Genomic DNA, 24,052 nt, shown 5'->3' with positions numbered 1-24,052 from the left:
TCTTGGTAGCGCTATTCAGGCGACCCGAACTCATGAGATCGGTTGTCTACGAAGTGGTGAGATTCAGTGTCCAAGATGCTGCGCGATCAAACACAAGGTACGCGGAATAGGCGTACCACCAAGCCGTATTTTGAGTATTCGACGCTTTGGGGACCACCCATTATTGCCGTTGGGGGCCATTGATATTGCAGTTGGGGACCAGGACCTCCCCTCGTGGGAGCCACCGGGCTCCAGCGGGTTCCACTCAATTCCGGACGGAGCCGATCCTCTCACGCCACGGGCGCCCTCCCGCTCAGTGCCGGCTGGTGTTGTGGACGTCCCGGTCCATGACCATCCTCTGCGTGGACGCCGGAGGCGGGCCGCCGGTGCCTATCCTTCTGCAGACACCGAGTGCAGGACACCCAGGGCCGGGCCGCGGCGACGTTCCTGGGCGCGGGCCGCCTACGGAGACGCTTCCCGGCAGGGTCCCCAGGCAACGGCTTCTCTATCGCCGGCAGGAAGGAATCCGCCGTGCACTTCCCGTCGTTGGGAGCGCACGTCAGCCTGCAGGGTCGACCGCGGCCCTGCAGGCACTGCTCACGTCGCGGCACCCACCATCCCGACGGCAAAGCGGCTCCCGGCAATGCCACTGGTGACTCCCACGGACAATATTCGGGTTTTCCCGCGGTGGCCCCCACGCGCAATATTGCTGGCCCCCAATGAGTCAAATATTCAGTATTTTCCAAACCCGTCGAGGGAGCGCTGCGCAATGCCGCTGCAACACTTCCATCCAGCCCTTGCAGGGCGCTGGTGAAGCTCCTGGGAATGCGTTCATCGATGGGATGCCCCGGTGTTTGCTGGGACAACAGCCAAGCCGAGACTATCTTTTCGGCCTTGAAGAACGAGCGAGGTTATCGGACAGAATACGCGACCAAAGAGCGGGACGACGTCAACGTCATCCAATACATTGATGTCTTTTACAACAGCCGGAGACGGTATTCAGCACTGGATTGCCGTCGGCCCAATGAAGCGCACTACAGTTACCAACAGCCTGAAAGGGCAGCGTAAGAGAAAATGCTAACTCCGCTGTCCGAAATTCACGAAGCAGCGAACTAATAAGCGCCGTCTTTGCCAACGACAGCTTTGGCTGTCCTGAATAGGATAATTAGGTCTTGCATCAATGACCAGTTCTCCACGTAGTACAAATCCAGACGAACGCTGTCATCCCAAGAAAGATCCGAACGTCCGCTGACTTGCCAAAGACCAGTAAGACCCGGCTTAACCTTGAGTCGTCGTAAGACGTACTCCTCGTAGGTGTCTACTTCGCTTTCGAGCGGCGGACGGGGACCAACCATACTCATTTCACCACAGACCACGTTCCACAACTGGGGAAGTTCGTCGATGCTGTAGCGGCGTATAAACGCACCAATTTTAGTAATACGTGGATCGGCTTTCATCTTAAAAAGTATGCCATTGCCTTCGCTGACCTCTTGGAGATCGTTCAGACGAGCTTCAGCATCCACAACCATGGAACGAAACTTATGCATCCTAAAAGGTACGCTGTTTCTGCCGATACGTTCCTGATGAAAAAATACCGGTCCGGCACCATCCTTCTTGATTAGTAGAGCAACGATCACGAAAACGGGAGAGAGCAAAATCAGCGCCAAAGCGGCACCAACGCAGTCAAAGACGCGTTTGGTGAATGTCTGCCATCCTTCCAACTCCGGAGTTGAAACATGGATCAATGGCAAACCGGCAATCGGCTGTGTATGGATTCGTGGTCCGGCAATGTCGGTGAGGGCCGGCGCCATTATCATGCTGATCTTGCGTTCCTGCAGTTCCCAGCCGAGTTGCCGAATAACGCGAGGCTTCAATGTGATTCCACCTGAGATTGCGATGGCGTCGACACCGTAAGCTTCAATGGCATTCAAAACCTCTGAAAGATGAGTACCCACGCTTGCTATCGGTAATTCCAATTCCCTGCCCGAAGGCGATGACAACTTGTAACCAGGAAGAATGGCGGCAACGGGGAGGTAGCCAGCGCCAGGTTCACTAATAAGGCTTTGATGTAAGTGTTCGACGGCTGCTGGACTGCCAACTAGCATCAGTCTGCGCGTAAATCGGTGGTTCATTCTGTGCCGGACCAACCGACGTCTGCAGAGCCAACGGGCTGCAATCAGTAGGATAATACCCAGAGGCAATGCAACACCTATGTAACCCCTTGCAGTTGGGATATTTAGTGCGTAGGAAACAATGGCGATAGAACCGAAGAAATATAGAGACGCAGATGCAACTCGTTTGTATTCCTCCGTTCCAGTACCAAAAATCTTAGGATCTCGCGACCCCCAGATTTGCAATGCAAGCCACCATACGACGCTCAGCAACGCAGTAACGAGCCAGTAACTCGTAGACACAGTGCCATCCAATGAGGGATTACCGCCTAGTCCAAATCTCGAGAACTGGGCAGCCACCATCGAGACGACGATGCAAGCTCCGTCGACCAGACCCAAGAATCTAGGAATACCTATTTTCCAGTCTTGATTCATTATACGCAATGTAATGATCCCCCAAGAATATCGAATTCGACTAGTTTCCCTGCAAGCCAGTTTATGACATAGTCATTTCAGCGTCTGATACTAAAATTGAATCAAACTTGTGACCAAGCGCCGCAATCTGCCAGGCGCTCCCTTGCCAGATTCCAACGTCCAATACATTGCGTGCATCAATGATCTTCCGTTTCGCGACCAACTCCTGAATATCCTGTGGCATTAAATTCCTAAATTCTGCCCACTCTGTGAGCAAAACCACCAAGTCGGCATCTTCCACGGCCTGAACCGTTGAGTCAACGTATTTTAAGCGGGGAAAGCGTTTCGCCGCATTCACGTTGCCTTGAGGGTCAAAAACGCTGACTTCAGCACCCGAACTGAAAAGCCGAATTGCCACGTCGAGTGCAGGGGAATCCCTGACATCGTCACTATCTGGCTTGAATGTGACGCCCAAGATGGCTATTTTCTTTCCAGAAAAATCGCCTATCATCTCCTCTGCCAGGTAAACCACCCTGTCTCGGCGGCGTAAGTTGATCGCGTCAACTTCTGATAGAAAACGCATGCTCCGTTCCAAACCAAGTTCGCCAACTCGGGCTTGCAATGCTCGAATGTCTTTGGGCAAACATCCACCTCCAAAGCCGACACCAGCATTAAGGAAACGCCGCCCAATTCTCACGTCATGACCAATCGCATCAGCTAGGGTCCGGATGTCACCGCCAACAGTTTCGGTAATCTCTGAAAATGCGTTGATGAATGAGATTTTCGTAGCCAGGAAAGCATTGGCAGCAACCTTTACCAATTCAGCAGTTTCGAAATCAGTTGAAATAAAGGGTGTATCGTTTTCGAGGGCCGCAGCATAGATACTCCGAAGGACATTTTCAGTCCGTTCATCATCGACACCGACCACTAGACGGTCAGGGTGAAGAGTGTCCTTGACTGCGAAACCCTCGCGAAGAAATTCCGGATTCCAAGCAAATCCGATCGAAACTTGGGGCTTTTTGTTACTCGCCACTAGGTGCTTCAGACGACGTGCCGTGCCTACAGGAACAGTTGACTTTCCGATGATGAAGGCATCCTTGGAGATGTGCTTCGCGAGTGACAGCGTCGCTGCATCAACATAAGTAAGATCCGCTGCGTTATCACCGGGGGTCTGTGGTGTCCCCACGCCAATGAAGTGTATGTCTGCCCATGCGCCTACTTCTTCGTAGGAAGTGGTGAACCGGAGCAAACCATTGGAAACATGCTTGCGCAGTAGTTCTGGAAGGCCCGGTTCGTGAAAAGGAAGTTCACCGCGGGAGAGACTATCTATTTTGGTTTGGTCAACATCTAGGCCAATAACTTCAAAGCCAAGTTCTGCCATACAGGCCGCATGGGTGGCACCCAAATAGCCCATACCGATGACCGCAATGCGTTGTGACACTTTAACTCCCGTGAAAAGTACACCGGCTGACTGCCAGTGCGCATAACCGCATACGTACTGGCAGCGGACCTAACGAATGATGTTTGAAACGGGGATGAAGCCAACCATTTCCGCTCTAAGAGCTAACTGCGAAAAGTACCTTGATTGGCGCGGAACCAATCGACGGTCTGTTGAATTCCTTCACATAGCCCGATCTGGGCTGTCCACCCTGCTTCTGCAAGTTTTGAAATGTCCATAAGCTTGCGTGGAGTCCCATCGGGCTTTGTCGAGTCCCATTCCATCGCACCTTTGTAGCCGACAGAACGTGCCACGATTTCGGAAAGTTCCTTGATAGTGACATCCGACCCAACACCAACATTAACTTGATCTGGGCCATCGTAGTTTTCCAAGAGGAATAGGCACGCGGAAGCCATGTCATCAACGTGGAGAAATTCTCGCAGTGGAGTTCCGCTGCCCCAGTTCGTGACAGAAGTCGCACCGTTTTGGACTGCTTCGTCATATCGGCGGATAAGGGCAGGCAGAACATGGGATCCCTGAGGAGAGAAATTGTCCCCTGGTCCATAGAGATTCGTAGGCATTGCAGAGATCCAAGACTTGTCATGCTGACGGCGAATTGCCTGGACTTGAAGTATGCCGGCAATCTTTGCTATTGCGTAAGAATCATTTGTAGGTTCTAGGTGACCCGTCAGTAGATATTCTTCCTTCAGCGGCTGCGGAGCCATCTGGGGATAGATACATGAGGAACCCAAGAAGAGCAACCGTTCAACATCGTTTACGAGTGCTGCGTCCATGGTGTTGACTTGGATCTGCAAATTCTCGCTCAAGAAATCAGCTGGGTAAGTGTTGTTTGCTAAGATTCCACCTACTTTGGCAGCTGCAAGAACAACATACTCTGGCTTCTCAGATTCGAAGAAGTCAAAAACTGCTCCGCGGTCCTTTAGATCCAGCTCGGAAGAGCTTCGTCCAATGATATTCCTAAAACCTTCGGCTTCGAGTTTGCGCCAAATAGCAGAACCTACGAGTCCTCGGTGCCCGGCGACGTAGATTTTTGCCGAACGGTCAAGTGGTCGCGGGGTGAATTCTGAGGCCTCCACTTAGGCAGGAACCTTCCAGCTAGCAAGGTTGACCGTGTCAATCCATGAGTTTCCGGCATTCTTCAAAGCTTCAATGTCAGCATCGACCATGATGCGAGCAAGTTCTGGAGTCTTGACAGTTGGAACCCAACCTAGTTTCTTTTCCGCTTTTGAGTAGTCACCGATAAGAGCGTCAACTTCGGTTGGGCGGAGGTAGCGTTCGTCGAAACGGACATGGTTTTCCCAGTTAAGTCCTGCGTGTTCAAAAGAAATCTGGAGGAAATCGCGCACCGAGTAACCGGCGTTAGTAGCCAAGACAAAGTCTTCTGGCTCGTCGACCTGAAGCATTCGCCACATACCTTCCACGAACTCCGCTGCGTAGCCCCAATCACGGACGGCATCCAAGTTGCCCATGAAAAGTTCGTCCTGCTTGCCCGCCTTGATGGCTGCAACCGCGCGCGTAATCTTGCGAGTGACGAAGGTTTCGCCCCGGCGTGGGGATTCATGGTTAAACAGAATTCCGTTGACCGCATACATACCGTATGCTTCGCGATAGTTCTTGGTGATCCAATAGCTGTATACCTTCGCTGCGCCATAAGGCGAACGAGGGTAGAAGGGAGTGTCTTCGTTCTGCGGCGGTGGCGTCGCTCCGAACATTTCCGACGAAGAAGCTTGGTAAAAGCGAGAATCCACGTTGGCCATTCGCAGGGCTTCGAGCAACCGTACAGTGCCGATACCCGTAGTGTTGCCCGTGTGCTCGGGCTCATCGAATGAAACTCGTACATGCGATTGCGCAGCGAGGTTGTAAACCTCGTCGGGGTTGATTTTAGAAAGAAGTGTAACCAGTCGGGCACCGTCAGAGAGGTCACCGTAGTGCAGGAAAAGCTTGGCATCGGACTGGTGTGGGTCGACATACATGTGGTCGATCCTTGCAGTATTAAAAGTGGAAGCTCGACGAATCAGACCATGAACTTCGTACCCTTTGCCTAGCAACAGCTCCGCTAGGTAAGACCCATCCTGTCCAGTAATGCCCGTGATTAGTGCACGTTTCGTCAAATCATTCCTCCGAAGGTATATGTAAACAAAAATCAGTCAAGGGATGTCCCGGACAGTAACGGTACGTTGAAATAATCATATCTGATTTTCGGTTGCATGCAGATCTCGTGGGTACGTTTATGAATCTTTTGAGTCTTCGGTTTATTCCGGAGTGTATTAAAAAGATCGCAACCGAACACGAAGTCGCCCCACGAAAGTCCGAGAATGATATTCTGACAGTACGGAGAAAAAATAAATAAACGATATTATAGAATAGAGCCCTTAGGGGTACATTTGATAAATTCCCTCTGGCGGTAGTCGTACTCCGTCCTCTGGGTGTGACAAATATGCCTGGGTGGCATGTCCATTCCACGCACCCGGCGGGTACCCCGGTATTCCATTTTCACGTCGACAGAACCGAAGTAAAATCACCCGCTATTCAGTATTTGGTAAATATGCCTAAGTGGTACGCCATTCCAGGAACTCGGTATCCACGATGCTGCGAGATTGCACACCACTGACGAGGAACATCCGTACCGGACAGGCGTATTTTCCACGCTTCGAGCTGGCCAACAGCCAGCGGACTGAACAGGGCCCGGACAACCTCTGCAGATGCCAGCCGTAAATGGGCCTACATCGGACTGCTGGGTTACCGTCATTGTGCCAAATAGCGTCTCTTGGTAGTGATGTTCTGGCGACTCGGTAGTGCATTTTCCGGGCAGACGGTAGTGCGTTTCCGGCGAAGCGGTAGTGCGCCCAGAGGTTTTTCCGTATTGACCAAGAACCGATGACGGGCTCTTGGCCAATACTATTTAGGGGGAAGGCTCGGGAGTTAGCTGTTCAGGAACGGACTGCAAATCTATTCCCAAAAATTGTCTGAGTCCCGGGCTTTCCCATGTTTGAGCTTGCGCATGTCGGTATCTCCCAACATGAGCCACCTGGTGTTATTGGCCAGCCGATTCACAATCGAATCCCCAGCCACGCGGTCAGGTAGTACCTGAACCCAATACGCCGGATCGGTCTGGCTGACAATCACCGTCGGCAACCGATGCTCCCGATCAGCCAAAACCCCGAACAGGTCACTGGCAATGTTCTGATCGATACCCACGGTCAAAAAGTCGTCAATGATCAACACATCTGCCTCCCGTAACTTTTCAAGCAGGGCATCATGAACTTTGCTATCACCCCGTGCGATGAGCAGCTTTCTGGCCAGGACGTCCATCCGCGTGTAAAACACCGAGTGCTCGCTATGGCAGGCAGCAATACCTATCGCGCAGGCGATATAGGTTTTGCCTCCACCGCTGGGGGCGATGATCAACAAGTTCGTCGGATCATCTCGCCACTGATGCATCGCGTAGCGTTTCATCCGTGCCTCATCGATCTTGCGACCCGGAACATAGTGCAGCTCGGCAATCGATGCGCCCGGTAGGGGAAACCGTGCCTGTTTGATGAGTTTGTCGATCTTGTTCGACCGCCGCAAATCCAAAGAATGGTTCACCGCCTGCATGAACACTTCCTCCGGCAGCAACGTGTCGTTGGCTTCGTCGTTGGTCAGCTCCAAGAACTTGTCGGCAAACGTGGTGAGTCGAAGATCCTTGATCTTCTGATGATCTTCACTATTCAGCATGGGAACCACCGAACCCCTTGTAGTGCGCCGCATCGCGAACAAACACTCCGGGCAGGTTCTGGACGTCCTTCAGATTCTTCACGTTCTGCGCTGCCGGAGCTGCCGCAGCCGGTTGGGCCTTGGCCGCGGCCAAGGTCGCCATCACTCGTTTGAGCGAGGTGTAGTTCGGATACCCGTTGATGTTCAGCATTTCCTGGCACGCTTCCTCCAACGAGGATTTCTTCCCGCCCAACTCCGAGAGGATATTGCGGCACGCCAAGAAGGCTTGGGCTTCAATCTTGCTGCGGTCCAAAATCTGCGTGATGACTTGCACGGTAGCCGGTCCATAATTCCGGGCACGGTTCAAGAACCACTCCCTGGACCACAACCCCTGAACCTGCTGGTGATGCTTGGGAGCATGCGATAACTCCGAGGAATATTGACCCCGGCGCCCGAGCTTGCGCGGGTGCTCACAAACTTTGGCTTGCCCGTCAAAGATGCTCACGGTGGTTGCGGTGATCCGGACTGAAAGAATCTTGCCGGCCAACTCATACGGCACCGAATAGTGTTGGTAGTCGCTGGTGACGTGATAGTTCCGCCCGACCTTCAACTGCTTATATTCCACCGATTCAAACGGATGATCCGGCAGGGGCTGTAGCAACGCTGCTTCCTCGGCGTCAAAGACTTCTTGCCGCGTGGTCCCGTTGACCCGGCGTAGTTGTTCGTTCAGATCCACCAGTCGTTCCTGCACGACGTCGTTGAGTTCCTCGAACGAGGTCCAGGTCTGGGAGGCGAGATAACCGATGACTCGGCTCTCCACCGCTTGAACCATTCGCTCGACATGTGCCTTGTCCCGGTAATCCCGAATTCGGGATTAGAAAGATTATTCCGAGGATTTCGTTATCCCGAGCATGCCTCGGCATCCCTTTGACCGACCGGATTTTGAGGGACCTTCCCCGGGGAGGCAAAGCGCTCCGCAGTGATGCCGGCAGTAGTGATGGCTTTCTTCACGGTCGAGACATCCCGATGTGAGCAACCTACGGACGTGGTGATTTCCATGTAGGTTCGGCCTTTGAACATCAAAGACATGATGGCTTGATAATCCACCAAGGTATTTCTCCTCTGATCGATTCGCCGCACCGTGTTGTGTGGCGAATCGATCAGAGCATCATGAGAAGGTTACGAGCACTACCGTGTATCCAGAACAGCTCTACCAAGTCGTCAGAACAGCACTACCTCCTGAGGCTATTCAGCACATTGTCAATGTTCGGACCTGTCTGGACCCCTGAGTATATAGAAAATTAAGCCTTTATAAAAAAATAGTTTATATATACAAAATTGGAATTAGCGAAAGGCTTGTTCCGCATTTCGTAATCTCTTTAAAGAAATTAAAACTGTTGGAATAACTTGTACAAATATCATTACAATCGCAGAGCAGAGATAAGTGAAGGAAGCTCCAAAGCTTGGAATGTAAATAAATAGCAAATAAAACGAAATTGAGCTAACCGAAACAACCAGCAGAGCCTGAAAGCGTAGTCCGGAATGATCGTTAAGGAGCATAGCGCCCGGTTGGTGAATCGCAACAATAACAATATACATCGAGGCGCCGAAGAGTAAGAGATCAGGTACGAGGACGTTTCCGGCTGTCAGAAATTTCGAAGCCATCGGAATGGCGACAAGCAAGATAACGCTTCCGAAGATACCGAGTAGCGAGAAAAGAGAAATATCTCTCAGGTAGCTGGATTGGTCTGTCATTCCTGATTTTCGGTATCTAGACCAAAGATTCTGAGCGGCGACTGTGAGTATGGCAAGGATAGGGCCCGTAAACTGGGCAACAAGGGAGTACGTAGCCACGTCAGTAGGAGTTCCCAGTTGCGCGAGTAGCAGCCTATGGCTCTGAAGACCAAAAGCTAATCCAATCGAAATAATGAAAAAAGGAACGGCAGACTTGGCGATGGACCGCTTTTCAGAGAGTTTTTCGAGTAAAATATCTGGGATTCTGGCTCGGTCGATGTCTAGCAGCTTGATGGCACGAACGTAGGTGACAACTGCGACGATGAAATACCCAACTGCTGGTACACAAAGATAAAATGCTGCTGGAGCGTTAATCATTAAGAATGTAAGGAACAGCGTGACAGTTGCTATCGGTGCGAAAAGCGATGCCCGGACTGTTTCCCTGACGAGTCCTAATCCTTGCAGAATTCGGCTGCCCAACCCAAGAGGGAGGGCCAAACCAATCGATGCGACCGTAACCATCGCGGCAGTGGAAATGCCGTCATTTGCACCCAAGCTGCCGAACGCTATGGCCCATCCGCCTGAAATGGTTAATAACACAGCGATAATGATTAGGACGAAACCGACGAATGAGAGCAATAGCCGAACTCGACCCAGGACGAGTGAAAGATCGCGTTGAGACATTGTCCGTTCACGTTGATCCGATACGGCATTGACAACGCTTGCACCTAAACCAAGATCTGCGAAGGGCAACAGATAGATGAGCGATGCAATTAGCGAATACGCGGCATACTCATGAACGCCAAACTTGTTACTCAATACCGCAACTGCGCCAAGATTAGCAATAAGACCGAAAGCTAAAGAGATCCCTTTGTAGCTAGCCGTTGAGCCAAGATCTATCTCTTTAGCTCTGCTTTTAAGCTTACGATAGAATCGAGTCTTAGTCATTTTTCATCTCTTTTAATGAATTTCTGAACACCCTTTTTCACTCCGAGAAAATTAATTTTCGGATCAAAAGCAAGACTTTTGACAATAAGTAGGATTAGTTTCCCGTACTCAGCGCGTGCAATCATTGTTCGGATCGCTCGAGTATGTGAAGCAAGCCGGATATCAACACCAGACATAACCGTGTGAGGTAACTTCAAAGCTTGACCATAATATTCGACAATTCGCTCCTTGGCCATTATCGGCTTAAGGTAGTCTTTACTGGATTTTCCATCGAACATTCTATATTTCGCAGCAGGAACGTCATGTTTAAGTATTTTGCCGATCATCGACAGACGAATAAACATCTCAAAGTCTTCTGCGTAGTCAGTTGTTAGCTTATTGGGAAATTGGTTTTCTGCCTTGAGGTAATCTAATCGTCGAACAACCGCAGCAGCCGGTGGCCACGGACCGAATCCCTTGGACAGAAGATCAGCAGTTGAAATTGAGTTTGAGTAATGGCTCTTGAGCCTCGTCGTTTTGCCATTCGGCATTACACCGACTACGGCTCCACCGACGGCTGGCGAACCAACGTTGGACTCAAGTAGCAGGAGAGATTCTTTGACTCCTGGCGCTAGCAATTGGTCATCAGCGTCCAAAAAAATCAGATAAGTGGCAGTTGATCCCTTTGCGCCCGTACGACGCGCTGCTGCTGCACCGCTATTTGCCTGACGAATGACAGTTGCACCATGCTTTTCGGCGATCATCGCCGAATCATCAGCTGAACCATCATCAACAACAATTATTCTATTTGCTCCAGCTATGTGGGCGCTTTCGATGGCACGGGCAACAAGTGCTTGCATGTTGAAACAAGGGATTACTACATCGAGATCGGTCACTTTTTTTCCAATATCGACGCCGTAGGGCTGAGCTTACTGACAATGCGACGTTCCAAGCGTTCCTTCTTTGTATTTATGGCAAAGTAGAAGGAAAGAACGCTATCCATCCATTTTTTCCCAGTTACACTTACTCCAGTACCTCTACGGGCTCGTCCCATATCGCGATAGTGAGCAAATGCGCCCCGAGTTGAACCGGCTCCGTCCGCGTCGAAAACACACAGCGTTCGGGGCCATACAAGCGGAAGAGATTTGACAGCGCATCGTGCCATGAACGCCTGATCTTCGGCTAGTCCAAACTTGATGTTGTAACCACCTTGATCGGCAAAGAACTCGGAATCAAAGACTGCAGCTTGGTGCGGTATTATGCGTCCACCTAACAGAAACCTGGTTAGGTCAAAGGGCACCTGGCCTCCAATCCCAAGCGGTATTCCCTCTCGTTCGATACTACTTAGGCCGTAGCCCCACCGGAAATTACCATGCGTAGATTCGACTTTTTCCATCACAAATTTTGCGGTATCAGTATCAGGAAAAATATCCGCAGAGTGCAAGAACCAAATGATCTCACCGCTGGCATGTGAAGCACCTTTATTCATTCCATCGTAACGACCGTCATCGGGTTCAGAAATGAATTTCAAATTGGGTTGGTTATTGAGAAAATCTTTGGTTCCATCTGTGGAGTCTGCGTCGATAATTATATGTTCAATGTTTTCGAATGACTGATTCTTCACGCTATTAATTGTGCGCTTCAAACCCTCCAAGTCATTTCGTGTAATTGTTATGACACTAAGACGTTGCATGGTAATCCTTTGTAGCCTGGTTCATGCCGAATCCGTAGAGTCCACGAAGAGCGCTGGCCGCATTGGCCGCTGAGTTCTCTTCAAGAACGTTCTCGGAGATGAGTCTAATTTCCTCTGCATATGAATCATCATCAAAATAGCGGATGATCGACTCAGTAATTCCGGTCGGATTCATACTTGGCGTGTAGTATCCAACCGATTGCATCGAAGGAACATTCCGCGAGATTACTGGTGTTCCGCAGGCGACCGCCTCTAGTGTGGCCAACGGAGATCCCTCCCATGCTGCAGTGTGAACATAGACGCCAGCTGACTCGACTACTGAATGTACAGTTTTCATGTCCACCCATCCCGTAACGGTTACGCCGACGCTTTCTAGTTCTTTCTTGGATTCGAGGTCACCATCACCGACCCATATTACTTCGATATCTGAAGGTAGATTCCGAACGACTTCAGAAAAGAACTTAGGATCCTTTTGCGCGCATATTCTGCCAACAGTCACAATCTTTCGTCGTGATCTGGTGTTCAATTTCCGTATAAATTCGATTTCGGCAAAGTTGGGAATTAATTCAATCTTGGCTCGATGTGATAGCTTTCTGGCAAGTTCTATTTCGTGTGGACTTACCGCGCCAAAAGTCGAACGGTTTGCTAAGAGGATTTCAATACGACGAAATATTTTTCGTTTCAGAATACTGACATCAGTGCGTTCGAAAGCGAAGCAGTGAGGTGAATAGATAACTTTACTTCCACTAAAGTTTGAGAATCGGAATAATCCGGCAAGGCTTGAATGGAAATGAATCGCAGAAGGTCTCGTTAGTTTATACATTGACTTCGCACTCTTGAATAGATCCAATAAAGATCCATCGATTTCTAAGGGCCATACATTCGTTGGCCATTCGGAGGTAGATTGACCAGCGCGACGCTTTGCTAAAACTATGTGACGAATTTCTGGAGTAACCCTCGCCCATGAGGATACTGCTGTGTGAACCCCGCCACCCATTGCCTCGGAAACGTGCAGCACGGTCGCTTTGTAATTCGGGCTAGCTGAAATTTGGTTGGGTGAATTATCCATGGACGCGCTCTCCTGCAACTCGGCGCAGATTGTGAATTAGTTCGATTTCGCGCTTAGAAATCATACCGCGCGCCGCTAGGACTCGTTTCCAGTAGGCAGTCTGGTCGTTTTGTATCTCATCCACAAGTGTATTGACTTCAGCCAGAGTTGTGTTGCGTGCGTTTAGAACGTATCGGTCAAGGCCAAGATCGCTGAATGCCCCCCACCCTTTTCGCTCGTAACTTAGGTGGACAGTTGGAACGCCGGCTAGGAGCGCTGCCATCGAGCCATGGAGGCGGGTGCTCACTATGACACCAGCTTTCTTTGCGGCCAGTAGCTCAGCTAAATTTGGTGCGGTTGATTCACTCAGTGCATCCGTTAGGGGACCGTCGTTATTCCCACGACCACGAGACTGAACAGCCCAGCCATATCGCTTGTCCTTTGCTAGATCCCGAAGCAGTATTCCGTATTTTTTGTTCTTTCCCGCCAGGTGGCGAGCAATAATAACAGGTCGATTGTCCACTGGTTCAGGAATTTCTTCTATGCTCCGCGCTAGTTCCATGACGGCCAAATCTGATCCACGCAATATATTTTGCAATTTATGGAGATCATTTATGGAACGCTCATCACGTAAGTATATGGTGTCAATTTTTGATAATCTCGAGCCTATTATCTGCTTCAAAGGGCCCCTAAATGGTCCTATGCTTTGCGGTAGTAGAATTGATCGAGATCCGTGTCGAGCTGCGATGCGCAGTTGCCCGAAATGAGCGCCGACATACTTAATCGCTTCGATTAGTGTCCCACCGCGCATGTATCCTCCTCCGACACCCAATATAAGGTCAGATTTGCTGGCGATCTCATTCAGATTCTTATTCCCAATGAGCGACGCGATGAACATGCCAGCGGGCACGGGGATTTTGTGGTTTTGGACGGAGGCGTCGCCCCATTGAATGACGTCTCGTTCGCCAAAGGAACTTGCGTCTAAGGCAACCGTTGTGATTTCAGGGTTGCTGAAGGCCCGATTCAAGAGTGAATGTGATAGTTCAACAAGTAGACCGTCACCGGTATTCTTTGAACTGTAAGCGTGAAGTAATAGTATTTTCATTAATGTTCCTTGAGGAAATTGCTTAATAATGACGAGTCAATTTCTGCATAAGCGTCTGCCATATCATATGCACTTGCTCTCCAAGCGGAATCTATTATGATTTCGCTGAATATTTGCAGGTACTTATTTGGGCTATCAGCAATGAGTAGTGGCCCTTCAGCCGATAGATCCCGGAATGGGGCGATGCCGGAGACTATGCCGCCACGGCCTCTCCTCCATGCTTCATGGAGGAACATGGGATTGAGTTCTTCCCGACTGGGCATGAAAAATGCGTCACACCAATCAATGTGTGGCGTGACATCGTCGACGTGAGGCACAAATTCAACGTGAACTTGAGGGGGAAGCCCTCGCGCCAAAGTCTCTAATCGGGAACGTTCAGGGCCATCGCCCACTATTCGCAATTGGATGTTCGATGTTGAGTTACCGAAGATTTGCAGTAGTTGGTCGAGTCCTTTTTGGTGTGTCAGCCTGCCGCAAAAGAGTAGACGGAGAATACCTAGTGGCGCTGGACGCTGGGCGCGGAGTGGACGCGTGTCCAAGGACACCATGTTCGGCTCAAATGTCACTGAATTCCATGGGGCTAGACCCATTTTTTGTATTTGCTGAACGGCGCGGCGTGAAGGTGCCGTCACTAGATCAGCTCTGCTGAGTCCGCGGGCGATCAAGCGAGTCTCGATTGCTCCAAGTAGGCCTCTGGACTCCGGCTCTGGCAGTTGATGAAATGTTGCGGCAATCGACTTGTCGGCCAAGACTTTTCTTGGCAGCAGTCCTAAGACAACATGTGAGGCACGCATCAATGAATAGATGCGACCATAACTTGGGAGAACGCTGGCCAGTTTTTGAGAGGCTGCAAATGCGCCCAGTGGGCCGCGTTTGCAGCCAAGGACGTCTACCGTGTTTACAAGGTTTTCTAGCGGCTGTATGTTTTTGGAGCCGCTAAATAGGACTATCGCGTCGATGTTTTCTCTTCCGGGCACGCGGCCTATGAGTTCTAGTAACGCTTTTTCGGCTCCACCGCCCTCAAGCCAAGGGATTACTAAAAGCGTTTTTGTATTCATTGGTATCCCTACGAAGGTGACGCCACAATTAATGCGGTCTCAGACATGTTTCATCTAACACTACCTGCTTCAAAGTCAAAAATTTCTTCCCATTGCCGGGAGTCATATTTGTTTGATGACGGAAGACTAAAAGTCTGAGGGATTGAACGTCAGTGCAGTTGTGTAGTCCTTTTGTGAATTGCCTCTCGCTTTAGCCTCGAAATTTCATGACAAGGGATTTCTGGCGAATCAGGGCTGACTGTCTGCGGAGCATACGTTAATATTCTGCGTCGACGAGTCGCCTGAAAGGGCAGGGCGTCAGCAAAGTCGCGAATGGGCCCGACGGTCTTAATATGTGAGACGACCCCCGCGCCAGCTTTTAACGGACAGGAACTCCTATTAAGCATGTGAATATCAGTCCACATGTTTCAAGAGGAGTTCCTTCGTGTAGCTTTCCCACCTTCCGGTCTTTATTGACCAAGTTTTCCGCATCCGAACCCGTCAGCGTGGACCCGTCCCGCCTGCTGGCAGCGTTTGCCCAGCTGCGGGATCCCCGGGCCGGGCGCGGAGTCCGCTACCAATTCGCGCATCTGGTCCTCACCATGGTGTGCTCCGTATTAGCCGGCGCGAAGACGCTGGTGGAAATGGCCGAGTGGGCCGCCGACACAGCGCGGACCGAGCTAACTGCCTGCGGGATTGGTGCTCCGCATGCCACCACCTTGGCCCGAGTTTTTGAACGGCTGGAATCGAATGCCTTCGACCTTCTGGCCGCCGACTGGGCGCAGGACCTCGGCCGGCCAGCAGCCATCGCGGTGGACGGCAAGGAAATGCGCGGCGCGAAGAACGGCTCGGGAAGCCGGATCCGCCTGTCGTCGATCGAACAGAACACCAATGCGGTGCTGGCGAAGGTGGCGCTGGGCGAGAAAGCAACGAGATTCTGCAGTTCACGGTGCTGATGGACCATTTTCCGTCGCTGGCCGGGGTGGTCGTCACCGCCCACGCCCTGCATACGCAGAGCAGCCACGCCCACTATCTCGCGGGGAGAGCCGCGCACTATATTTTTACCGTAAAAGGCAACCAGCCCACGTTGCTGAAACAGCTCTCCGACGCTACTTGGGAACAGGATCCAACCGGGAACCGCACCAGCGTCACGGCCAACGGCCGACAGATCACCTGCAAATCCAGGCCGGTCGGCACCAAGAAATGGCTTCTGGAAACCGTCTACGCCGTCACCTCGCTACCGACATACCAAGCGAGCCCGACGCAGCTGGCCAGTTGGGTGCGCGGCCACTGGGGGCATCGAAAATGGTCTCCACTGGCGGCGGGACGTCCTCTTTCTGGAAGACAAACACCCTGTGCGCAACGGTGAGACACCACGGGTGATGGTCTTCCTGCGGAACATTGCCATCACGCTGCTCAAACCTCAGGGCCACAAGAACCTCGCCAGAACCACCCGGAACCTGCGAAACCACCCCGGCCAGATCCTCGAGATGATCGGTTTCAGCTCACGCTAACGACTGTGAAGACGTGCCTGAAAGGTCGACGCCTATTCATGGCATTTGGCACCCGGGAGCACACGGAGGCGTAGCGCGAACAAGTCAATGAGGTGGCCACGAAGATCGGGCTACGGCTGGCGGACAAGAAGACCCGTACCGCTCTTATTTACGACGGATTCGATTTCCTCGGATTCCACATCCAGCGGCATATCCAATGGGCACGAATCGTCGAGAAGTTTATGCTTGGCCTTCGGCTCATCGGCATCGAACTCGACAGCTTATCACCAATTAACGTGCCGTGCAACTGTATGTGCCGACTTTCGGGACGGTTCCGCCTTTGGAAGTGTCTTCACCGCTGAAATTGATCTGCCGAGGGTGGTATTCGTGCCTCAGACTACGTATTTGATGGCACGGAAAAGTTCATACAGAAGATGAAGCATTCTCTCCGCTGGGTGTCTACGGGCAGTCCAAGGCCGCCGGCGATATCGCCGTGGCTAACGTGCCGCGGCACTACATCATTCGTACGAGCTGGGTGATAGGCGAAGGCAAGAACTTCGTGGCCACCATGCAGAGCCTGGCGGATAAGGGAATTGAGCCACGTGTTGTCAACGACCAAATCGGTCGTTTGTCGTTCACCGAAGATATCGTTTTCGGTATCCGGCACCTCCTAGAGTCCAAAGCACCATTTGGAACTTACAACCTGAGCAACGACGGAGAAGCAACATCGCGGGCGGACATTGCCGCCTTGGTATTCGAAATGACCGAAAAACAACGTTCATCGGTTTCGGGTATCACGACCGAGGAATTCTCCGCCGGTAAGCCAGCCGCACAACGGCCAGCCAACAGTATGCTGGACCTGACCAAAATCAAAAGGGCAGGATTCGCACCGTGAGACCATGTGGAGGCATTGCGCGACTATCTTAGCTAGCCGTCACCTTGCTAACATGCAGATCGGTAAGCGACAAAATACAGCGTTACGTGGGTCCCGTCATCCTAGTTTTTGGTTACAACGACGTCCAGTTCTTCACTGGCCAAATAACACTGATGACCGGGCCCACTATGTCGGTTGCGTCAACGAATCTTACGCAACTTTGTGCGTCCGAAAGTGCAATTCCACGACAGCGAGCTACCCCGTCTGAGGAGTTGCTGCGGTTATCGCCCATCACCAAGTATTTGCCGGCTGGTACATCGATGCGCCCAAAACAGCGCATGGAGAGCGTTGCGTCTCCGCAGCCTGACTCATCAGAAGCGAACGGAAGATCCTGTTGGACGTATTGCTCGTTGAACGGATGTCCATTGCGAATGAGCTGCCCTTTGGAGTTACAGCACTCCACAGTGTCTCCGGGCGACCCGATCACGCGCTTAACTAGGATTTTTTCGTGTGAAGGACCGATGCCCGTGATGTCACCGAAGGTCTTGAGGACACGTTTTGCTAGAGATTCTTGCTCCGATGGAACGTTATCATTCCAGTCGCCGGCAGCTTTGAATACGATGACGTCCTCGTTTTGCGGAGTGAAAGGCTTAGCTCCGTTTAAGCGACTGACGAGGATTCGGTCGCCGGTGTTGAGTGTTTTTTCCATGGAAGCGGAGGGCACGTGGTAAATCTTAACAACGAAGGCCTGCACTAGCGCGATGACGATCAGTGCGGCTACGAAGTTGGTCAGCGCCGAAAGCCAGGTCGGAAGGCGTCGCTTAGCTTGGCTCGTTTTCGTCATATTGTCAGCCTACTTGTTAAGGCGATTCATGAAGAAAGCGCTTCGTTTCTTGACGAATGGAACAGCTCAGAAATGAAGAAAATTCCTCACGTATCGTTAGGCCTACTCGGGATTTCCTTCATTCGAGAAAAGACGCTTACTTATTTTTCCACCCGCGGCCAAAAGCCAAGTAAGCCAATGGGCCAAAGAAATTGATGAAAGTTGCAGCCGCCCAGAGACTTTTGGAACCACGTACGTCAGCTGCTGGGCGCTTGACCAAGTCGCGTAAGGCAACGAATTGAAGAGCCAGCTGTGCGAGCGCCAAGATCGCGATCCTCCAGCGAGCGACAACAGAAAGTTCATTCCAGCTTTTATTCCGAGCCATACTTCTCCTCAGGCTAAATTGTGGTTGTGGCGAATTCCCTCCCACAGATGAGGTACCTTTCCTATCGTAGCTCTCAGGTCAGTGCATCTGTTCGCGAAGCCGTTCCATCTCGCGGCGGTCTTTTTTGGTTGGCCGTCCAGCGCCTCTATCTCGGACGGGAACCTGCGGAATGACTTCCTTCGGTCTGACCGGAGTGTGGTCAACGTAGCAGCGAACTGCCACGTCCGAGCCAACTCTTTTGGCTATCAAGGCTGTCACCTCCAGAGTTCTGTCGAATCCGGATTGCCTCACGCGGATGGTGTCACCGGGCACGACGATTTGGGCCGCCTTGGCTGGCTTGTCGTTGAGACGCACATGGCCAGCACGGCAGGCCGTAGTTGCTGCCGAACGCGTTTTGAAAATCCGAATGGACCAGAGCCATGCGTCGATTCGAACTGCCTTAGTTTCCTGCTTCACCTCGACAGTCTATCCAGCACTGCGTGCAACTGCGGAGCAGTGCGTCACGTGGCTCCAACCGGCACGCAATTGGATTTCCCCGATGGATCCTAGGCCGATGCGTTGTCACACGCCGCGACGAGTCGAGCCTGAACGTCGGCGGGAACTTTGTCGCCCGAAGCTGCGACGTCATCCAAGGCACTGACAATTTCCTTGGGCAATCCGCCTTCACGAACGGCATCAACCATTGATGTGACGATCTTCAGATCCTCTGCGTTAATGGTGCCGTCTTTTATCGGAGCGCATACCTGCTTGATGAGTTCTTTCTTCGCGCCGTCGGCTAACTGCGTGGCTGCGGAAGAAGCAGCCGATGAGGCAGTGTCGGCAATGCCTGCACAGCCGGAAGTCGCTATAGCCAAGACGGCAAGGGCTGTAATCAAGGCTTTCTTGGAGCGTGAAAAAGTCATGTGATCCATCGTAGTTGTTTGGTGTTGTGAAGATGCTGGGAACGCGAGACCCTATGATCTTGGCCTTGCCCGTTGAGATGGAGCGAAATGGAGGGCGAACAAGCTGTGACCTAGGGCATTAGTTCATATCCAATATGACCCAAAACCTACAAGGGTGAATATCAGGGTGAAAAGACTCCGTTGTTGGCCACGGCACGAACCTTAGCGAATACGAATGGATCGAAGATTGAAGTATCTCGTGTGAATTACGGAATTGGGGCAGTTATGGGGAAACGAAATAGTTACGGTAGGGAACCACGCGTTCCGATACTGTGGCAAAACATTGGCCTAGCCGTTTTGGCCGCAGCGGTGGTTGGTGCAGTTATATATCTAATGGTTTCCTGAGAATTACGGTATGCGGCCGACCAGATTCGAGATGCGGTGGTGATCCAACCCTGAAAAGGTGACCACAAACCCTCGAAAGCTGCTCGGTCTCAAAATTCCAATGTCGTCTTGCTTGGCAGCTGTGAATTTAGACGGTTATGTTCACACAGAGGATTCTCGGAACACGAAAAGGACAGGCCGTTGACATCAATGGTCGGTAAGCACGATGATTTCCGGCTTCGAGCGACGCGGAGAATCATCTCATAAGGAAAGTTCGCCGTCGAAGTGCCTCTTCGCTCTGTCTCGCCACTTTTGGTCCCAAAGCGACACGCAAACACCGATCTTTCTATGGGAGCCAGAGACCACATGCCAAATACGGCAAACTAGTGTGAGTGAGCCAAACGCGAATAATCCAGACAATTTCCACCGAACTATCCGCCGGGGGAGCACCTGTCGCAGACTGGCAAGTGAAGGCTGCTGTCGAATTGCTGGATGCAGGTTCAACGGTTCCGTTCATTGCTCGATACCGTAAAGAAGTCACGGGCACGCTAGATGATATTCAGCTGCGGTTGTTGGAAGAACGCCTGCGGTACTTGCGCGAGCTAGAAGATCGTAGGGAAGCGATCTTGAAGTCCATCGACGAATCGGGCAAGCTCACCGACGAACTGCGTGGGGCAATCAGCTCGGCGACCACTAAGTCAGAACTCGAAGATCTTTACCTTCCCTACAAGTCGAAGCGCCGCACTCGCGCCCAGATTGCCCGCGAGGCCGGTCTGGAACCCTTGGCAGACTCGCTCATCAACGATCCCAATCAGGATCCGGAAGCTCTGGCCCTTTCCTTCCTGAATGCCGAGTACGAAGTTAACGCCGTGGCTGACGCGTTAACAGGCGCCCGAGCCATCCTCACGGAGAGAGCCTCGCAGGATCCCGTCCTAATCGCCGAGCTGCGCGAAAGGCTATGGATCCGAGGAAAAATCGCCTCAAAGATTGCCCCAGGCGCGTCGGCCTCGGAAGCCGCCAAGTTCTCCGACTACGAGGACTTCGTTCAGCCCGTTGCCACACAGCCGTCGCACCGCATCTTGGCGCTACTGCGCGGCGAGCGTGAGGGCGCCCTATCCCTGGAACTTGCCGAGGCGGACCCTCGTTCTGAAGAAGCCTTGGCGGAGGCACGAAGAGGCTATGAAGCAGCCGTGGCCCATTCATTGGGGATCAACGCAGCTGCTGATGCCCCGGCCGGAAAATGGCTGGCGCAGACTGTTCGACTGGCCTGGCGCGGACGATTGCTGGCCCGGCTGGAATCCGATCTCCGCACCCGTCTCTTCGAGGCAGCGGAGGAAGCCAGCGTCAAAGTCTTCGCCGCCAACCTACGAGACGTATTGCTCGCCGCACCCGCCGGGAACCGTGCGGTGCTGGGCCTGGACCCGGGATTACGTACCGGCGTCAAGGTCGCTGTCGTGGATGCCACGGGCAAGGTCGTGGACATTGCCACTATTTACCCCCACGCGCCAGCCAATAAATGGGACGCGTCGGTAGCCACGCTGGTCGGGTTGGCAACCAAACATGGCACTGAACTTATCGCCGTGGGTAACGGTACCGCCAGCCGCGAAACCGATAAATTGGCCGGAGAAGTCATTGCCAAACTAACCGACAAGCCGGTCAAGGTCATCGTTTCGGAGGCAGGTGCCTCGGTGTACTCGGCGTCCGCGCTGGCAAGTGCCGAACTGCCAGATCTGGATGTCTCCATTCGTGGAGCAGTATCGATTGCCCGCCGGCTGCAAGACCCGTTGGCCGAACTGGTCAAGATTGAACCTAAGTCCATCGGAGTTGGCCAGTACCAGCACGATTTGACCCCTGCCAAACTAGACCGCTCACTGGACGCAGTGGTCGAGGACTGCGTGAATGCCGTGGGCGTTGATGTGAACACCGCTTCGCCGGCTTTATTGGCGAGAGTGGCAGGTGTTGGTTCCTTGCTCAGTCGGAACATCGTTGAGCACCGTAACGCCAACGGCCCCTTCGCCACTCGCAAGGCCCTACTGAAGGTTCCACGTCTGGGGGCCAAGGCCTTCGAACAGTGTGCCGGGTTCTTACGTATCACCGGTGGCAAGCAGCCACTGGACGCATCTGCGGTACACCCGGAGGCTTACGGGCTGGCTGAGCGCTTGCTGGCTGCCGCTGCCTCCAAAGACCAATCCGTTGGTTCGTTGAATGCAGTGGACTTTGTCACAGAACAGTTTGGTTTACCCACGGTCAAGGACGTTATCTCTGAATTGGTGCGTCCTGCCCGCGATCCACGACCCGACTTCAAGACCGCCAACCTGAAGGAAGGCGTGGAGAAAATCAGTGACCTTGAAGTTGGCATGATTCTAGAAGGAACAGTCTCCAACGTGGCCGCCTTTGGCGCATTCGTGGACGTGGGTGTCCATCAAGACGGTCTGGTTCACGTCTCGGCCATGAGTAACAAGTTCATCTCTGACCCACGCGAGATTGTCACCTCCGGCCAAGTTGTTAAGGTCAAGGTCCTTGAAGTGGATCCGGCGCGAAAGCGCATCTCGCTGACGCTTCGCCTGGATGATGAGCCAGGCGCAAAAGTTGAGCGGAACGAACGGTTGTCTCTGCCGCAGCGGGGTGCCGAGCCCCGGGCGCCGAGGACCAACAATGCCCCAGCCCGGGGTGCCAAGTCTGCGACGCAGCGGGAAGCCAAGCCAAGCGCCGGCGGAAACACCGCTATGGCCGAAGCTCTTCGTCGCGCCGGACTCGGAAAATAGGCGTACTTTCCCGTCTGCGGGACGTGGGCATACCCTTAAAAATGATGACCCGTATGCCTTTCACCGGCATGAACCCAGGAAACTGTAAAGGCCACGCAAAACCATGAACACCGAACAACTGACATTACTCATCACCACCGTGATCATGGTCCTCATCATGGCCGCAATGATCTGGATGATGAAAGCAGCGGCAAATGGAGCCATTAAACCGAACCCTTGGATCGGGCTGCGCACCACGGCCTTGATGCATTGTGAAACGTGCTGGCTTCTTGGACACCATGCCGCGGCCAGCAAAAGCATCTGGGGCTTCGCGAGCGCCGCAGTGGTGATGGCCGTCGCGGGGATTGCGACAGTCGCCATGGAAATGTCGGAAGCCGTTCTGGCAATTGGCTTGATCCTCGGAATGGTCATCATGGTCACGGGATTGATATTGGGGCTGCGGGATGCGAACCGAGCGGTTGCCAAGATTCACGCAGGGGAGCGCATCATCACCGACTAATCTTTACTACCGAAGATAGGTGAGGATCACCTTCACGTGCCCTTCCTACGAGCGGTAATGTGCCCATATTTACTGCAAGGTAAGTACGGCCATACTTCGGTGACAAGGCACTAAAGAGTGCGTAACGTACTTTCTATGGAACTTAACGGAAAGCTCGCAGACGCATTCAACGACCAAATCACTCTGGAACTTCAGGCTTCGACGGTTTACCGTCAGCTGGCCATTGAAATGGACGTTCTGAGCCTGCCCGGTATTGCTGGCTGGTTCCGCGCCCAGGCCGCTGAGGAACTGGAACACGCAGAGAAGTTCGCCACCCACATGACCGACCGCGGTGCCCACCCGGCGATCGGTGACATCACGGCACCGGCGCTGAGCGTATCCTCCGTCGCGGCAGCCTTCGAGGCTTCCCTTGGCCACGAGAAGAAGGTTTCGGAGTCCATTCGAGATCTCTACCGTCTGGCACACAATGAGGGCGACATTGATTCGGTGCCGCTGCTGAACTGGTTCATCGAGGAGCAGGTCGAAGAGGAAGCCACCGTTGGCGGAATCCTTGACCGTGTCAAGATGATCAACAATGACGGCAACGGACTGTTGCGCCTCGACGGCGAATTGTCAGCACGCTAAAAACGACGCTCGTCTCAGTGCTCGCACCACCATGCGGGCGCACGCAAGATGACGATGTGACCAAGGCCCTCGGTATGCAACTGGGGGCCTTGGTCATGTGTGCATTAACATAGGGGAAAGG

General features: G+C 52.6%; 22 protein-coding genes and 2 pseudogenes. 8 read left to right on the top strand and 16 right to left on the bottom strand.

Going from position 1 to position 24,052, the window contains the following annotated elements; translation table 11 throughout:
• Window positions 1–729 precede the first annotated feature (729 nt).
• Window positions 730–1,047: pseudogene (locus KUF55_RS18835) on the top strand (IS3 family transposase); the annotation flags it as partial.
• A 44-nt stretch (window positions 1,048–1,091) separates the two neighbouring features.
• Here the strand turns inward: KUF55_RS18835 and KUF55_RS14440 are convergent.
• The 12 genes from KUF55_RS14440 to KUF55_RS14385 all read right to left on the bottom strand — a co-directional run bounded on the left by KUF55_RS14440 (window position 1,092) and on the right by KUF55_RS14385 (window position 15,224).
• Entirely contained in the window at window positions 1,092–2,525 is a 1,434-nt protein-coding gene (locus KUF55_RS14440) for a sugar transferase (RefSeq protein ID WP_218817039.1), read from the bottom strand.
• Window positions 2,526–2,586: 61 nt separating this feature from the next.
• The gene (locus tag KUF55_RS14435; RefSeq protein WP_255557483.1) at window positions 2,587–3,918 is read right to left on the bottom strand and encodes a UDP-glucose/GDP-mannose dehydrogenase family protein; all 1,332 of its coding nucleotides are present in this window, start codon (window positions 3,916–3,918) and stop codon (window positions 2,587–2,589) included.
• 149 nt (window positions 3,919–4,067) lie between these two features.
• A complete protein-coding gene (locus KUF55_RS14430) occupies window positions 4,068–5,039 on the bottom strand; it encodes a GDP-L-fucose synthase (protein WP_218817037.1) in 972 nt (323 codons plus the stop codon).
• Window positions 5,040–6,074, bottom strand: coding sequence for a GDP-mannose 4,6-dehydratase (gmd, locus tag KUF55_RS14425; RefSeq protein ID WP_218817036.1), 1,035 nt, complete (start codon window positions 6,072–6,074; stop codon window positions 5,040–5,042).
• A gap of 838 nt (window positions 6,075–6,912) precedes the next feature.
• Complete coding sequence (locus KUF55_RS14420; RefSeq protein ID WP_218817035.1) at window positions 6,913–7,680, bottom strand: ATP-binding protein; 768 nt, start codon at window positions 7,678–7,680, stop codon at window positions 6,913–6,915.
• The gene (locus tag KUF55_RS14415; protein WP_218817034.1) at window positions 7,670–8,491 is read right to left on the bottom strand and encodes a hypothetical protein; all 822 of its coding nucleotides are present in this window, start codon (window positions 8,489–8,491) and stop codon (window positions 7,670–7,672) included. The genes KUF55_RS14420 and KUF55_RS14415 overlap by 11 nt, the downstream gene beginning before the upstream one ends.
• A 512-nt stretch (window positions 8,492–9,003) precedes the next feature.
• Window positions 9,004–10,341, bottom strand: a complete 1,338-nt coding sequence (locus KUF55_RS14410) for an oligosaccharide flippase family protein (RefSeq protein WP_218817033.1) — start codon at window positions 10,339–10,341, stop codon at window positions 9,004–9,006.
• Window positions 10,338–11,216, bottom strand: coding sequence for a glycosyltransferase family 2 protein (locus KUF55_RS14405; protein ID WP_218817032.1), 879 nt, complete (start codon window positions 11,214–11,216; stop codon window positions 10,338–10,340). The genes KUF55_RS14410 and KUF55_RS14405 overlap by 4 nt, the downstream gene beginning before the upstream one ends.
• On the bottom strand, window positions 11,213–12,013 hold the full coding sequence (locus tag KUF55_RS14400; protein ID WP_218817031.1) for a glycosyltransferase family 2 protein: 801 nt from the start codon (window positions 12,011–12,013) through the stop codon (window positions 11,213–11,215). The genes KUF55_RS14405 and KUF55_RS14400 overlap by 4 nt, the downstream gene beginning before the upstream one ends.
• Window positions 12,000–13,082, bottom strand: a complete 1,083-nt coding sequence (locus KUF55_RS14395) for a glycosyltransferase (protein ID WP_218817030.1) — start codon at window positions 13,080–13,082, stop codon at window positions 12,000–12,002. The genes KUF55_RS14400 and KUF55_RS14395 overlap by 14 nt, the downstream gene beginning before the upstream one ends.
• Window positions 13,075–14,166, bottom strand: a complete 1,092-nt coding sequence (locus KUF55_RS14390; RefSeq protein WP_218817029.1) for a polysaccharide pyruvyl transferase family protein — start codon at window positions 14,164–14,166, stop codon at window positions 13,075–13,077. Before KUF55_RS14390 ends, KUF55_RS14395 begins: the two co-directional genes overlap by 8 nt.
• The gene (locus KUF55_RS14385) at window positions 14,166–15,224 is read right to left on the bottom strand and encodes a glycosyltransferase family 4 protein (RefSeq protein ID WP_218817028.1); all 1,059 of its coding nucleotides are present in this window, start codon (window positions 15,222–15,224) and stop codon (window positions 14,166–14,168) included. Before KUF55_RS14385 ends, KUF55_RS14390 begins: the two co-directional genes overlap by 1 nt.
• Window positions 15,225–15,676: 452 nt before the next feature.
• Between KUF55_RS14385 and KUF55_RS14380 the strand changes: the two genes are divergently transcribed.
• From KUF55_RS14380 to KUF55_RS14365, 4 genes and pseudogenes are all read left to right on the top strand, one after another.
• Window positions 15,677–16,159 carry a transposase family protein gene (locus KUF55_RS14380; RefSeq protein ID WP_218817027.1) on the top strand — a complete coding sequence of 161 codons (483 nt, stop codon included), beginning with the start codon at window positions 15,677–15,679 and terminating at the stop codon, window positions 16,157–16,159.
• Window positions 16,153–16,572, top strand: coding sequence for a hypothetical protein (locus tag KUF55_RS14375; RefSeq protein ID WP_218817026.1), 420 nt, complete (start codon window positions 16,153–16,155; stop codon window positions 16,570–16,572). The genes KUF55_RS14380 and KUF55_RS14375 overlap by 7 nt, the downstream gene beginning before the upstream one ends.
• A complete protein-coding gene (locus KUF55_RS14370; RefSeq protein ID WP_218817025.1) occupies window positions 16,559–16,717 on the top strand; it encodes a hypothetical protein in 159 nt (52 codons plus the stop codon). Before KUF55_RS14375 ends, KUF55_RS14370 begins: the two co-directional genes overlap by 14 nt.
• Window positions 16,718–17,085: 368 nt before the next feature.
• A pseudogene (locus KUF55_RS14365) lies at window positions 17,086–17,591 on the top strand (NAD(P)-dependent oxidoreductase); the annotation flags it as partial.
• Between the two features lie 112 nt (window positions 17,592–17,703).
• Here KUF55_RS14365 and lepB read toward each other — a convergent pair.
• The 4 genes from lepB to KUF55_RS14345 all read right to left on the bottom strand — a co-directional run bounded on the left by lepB (window position 17,704) and on the right by KUF55_RS14345 (window position 19,680).
• Entirely contained in the window at window positions 17,704–18,414 is a 711-nt protein-coding gene (gene lepB / locus KUF55_RS14360) for a signal peptidase I (RefSeq protein ID WP_218817024.1), read from the bottom strand.
• Window positions 18,415–18,550: 136 nt separating this feature from the next.
• A complete protein-coding gene (locus KUF55_RS14355) occupies window positions 18,551–18,778 on the bottom strand; it encodes a PLDc N-terminal domain-containing protein (RefSeq protein WP_218817023.1) in 228 nt (75 codons plus the stop codon).
• Window positions 18,779–18,856: 78 nt separating this feature from the next.
• Complete coding sequence (locus KUF55_RS14350) at window positions 18,857–19,234, bottom strand: RNA-binding S4 domain-containing protein (RefSeq protein WP_218817022.1); 378 nt, start codon at window positions 19,232–19,234, stop codon at window positions 18,857–18,859.
• Between the two features lie 89 nt (window positions 19,235–19,323).
• Window positions 19,324–19,680 carry a hypothetical protein gene (locus KUF55_RS14345; RefSeq protein WP_255557064.1) on the bottom strand — a complete coding sequence of 119 codons (357 nt, stop codon included), beginning with the start codon at window positions 19,678–19,680 and terminating at the stop codon, window positions 19,324–19,326.
• Window positions 19,681–20,435: 755 nt separating this feature from the next.
• On the opposite strand from KUF55_RS14345, the gene KUF55_RS14340 reads away from it, so the two are divergent.
• From KUF55_RS14340 to KUF55_RS14330, 3 genes are all read left to right on the top strand, one after another.
• Window positions 20,436–22,808: a Tex family protein gene (locus KUF55_RS14340; protein WP_218817020.1), complete on the top strand. Its 2,373-nt coding sequence runs from the start codon at window positions 20,436–20,438 to the stop codon at window positions 22,806–22,808.
• Window positions 22,809–22,911: 103 nt separating this feature from the next.
• The gene (locus KUF55_RS14335) at window positions 22,912–23,307 is read left to right on the top strand and encodes an SdpI family protein (RefSeq protein WP_218817019.1); all 396 of its coding nucleotides are present in this window, start codon (window positions 22,912–22,914) and stop codon (window positions 23,305–23,307) included.
• 135 nt (window positions 23,308–23,442) lie between these two features.
• A complete protein-coding gene (locus KUF55_RS14330) occupies window positions 23,443–23,931 on the top strand; it encodes a ferritin (protein ID WP_218818811.1) in 489 nt (162 codons plus the stop codon).
• Window positions 23,932–24,052: the final 121 nt, after the last annotated feature.

The sequence above is a fragment of the Paeniglutamicibacter sp. Y32M11 genome, assembly GCF_019285735.1.
Lineage (GTDB): Bacteria > Actinomycetota > Actinomycetes > Actinomycetales > Micrococcaceae > Paeniglutamicibacter.
The sequence above is the reverse complement of the archived record's forward strand: the minus strand, read 5'-3'. Positions and strand labels throughout refer to the sequence as shown.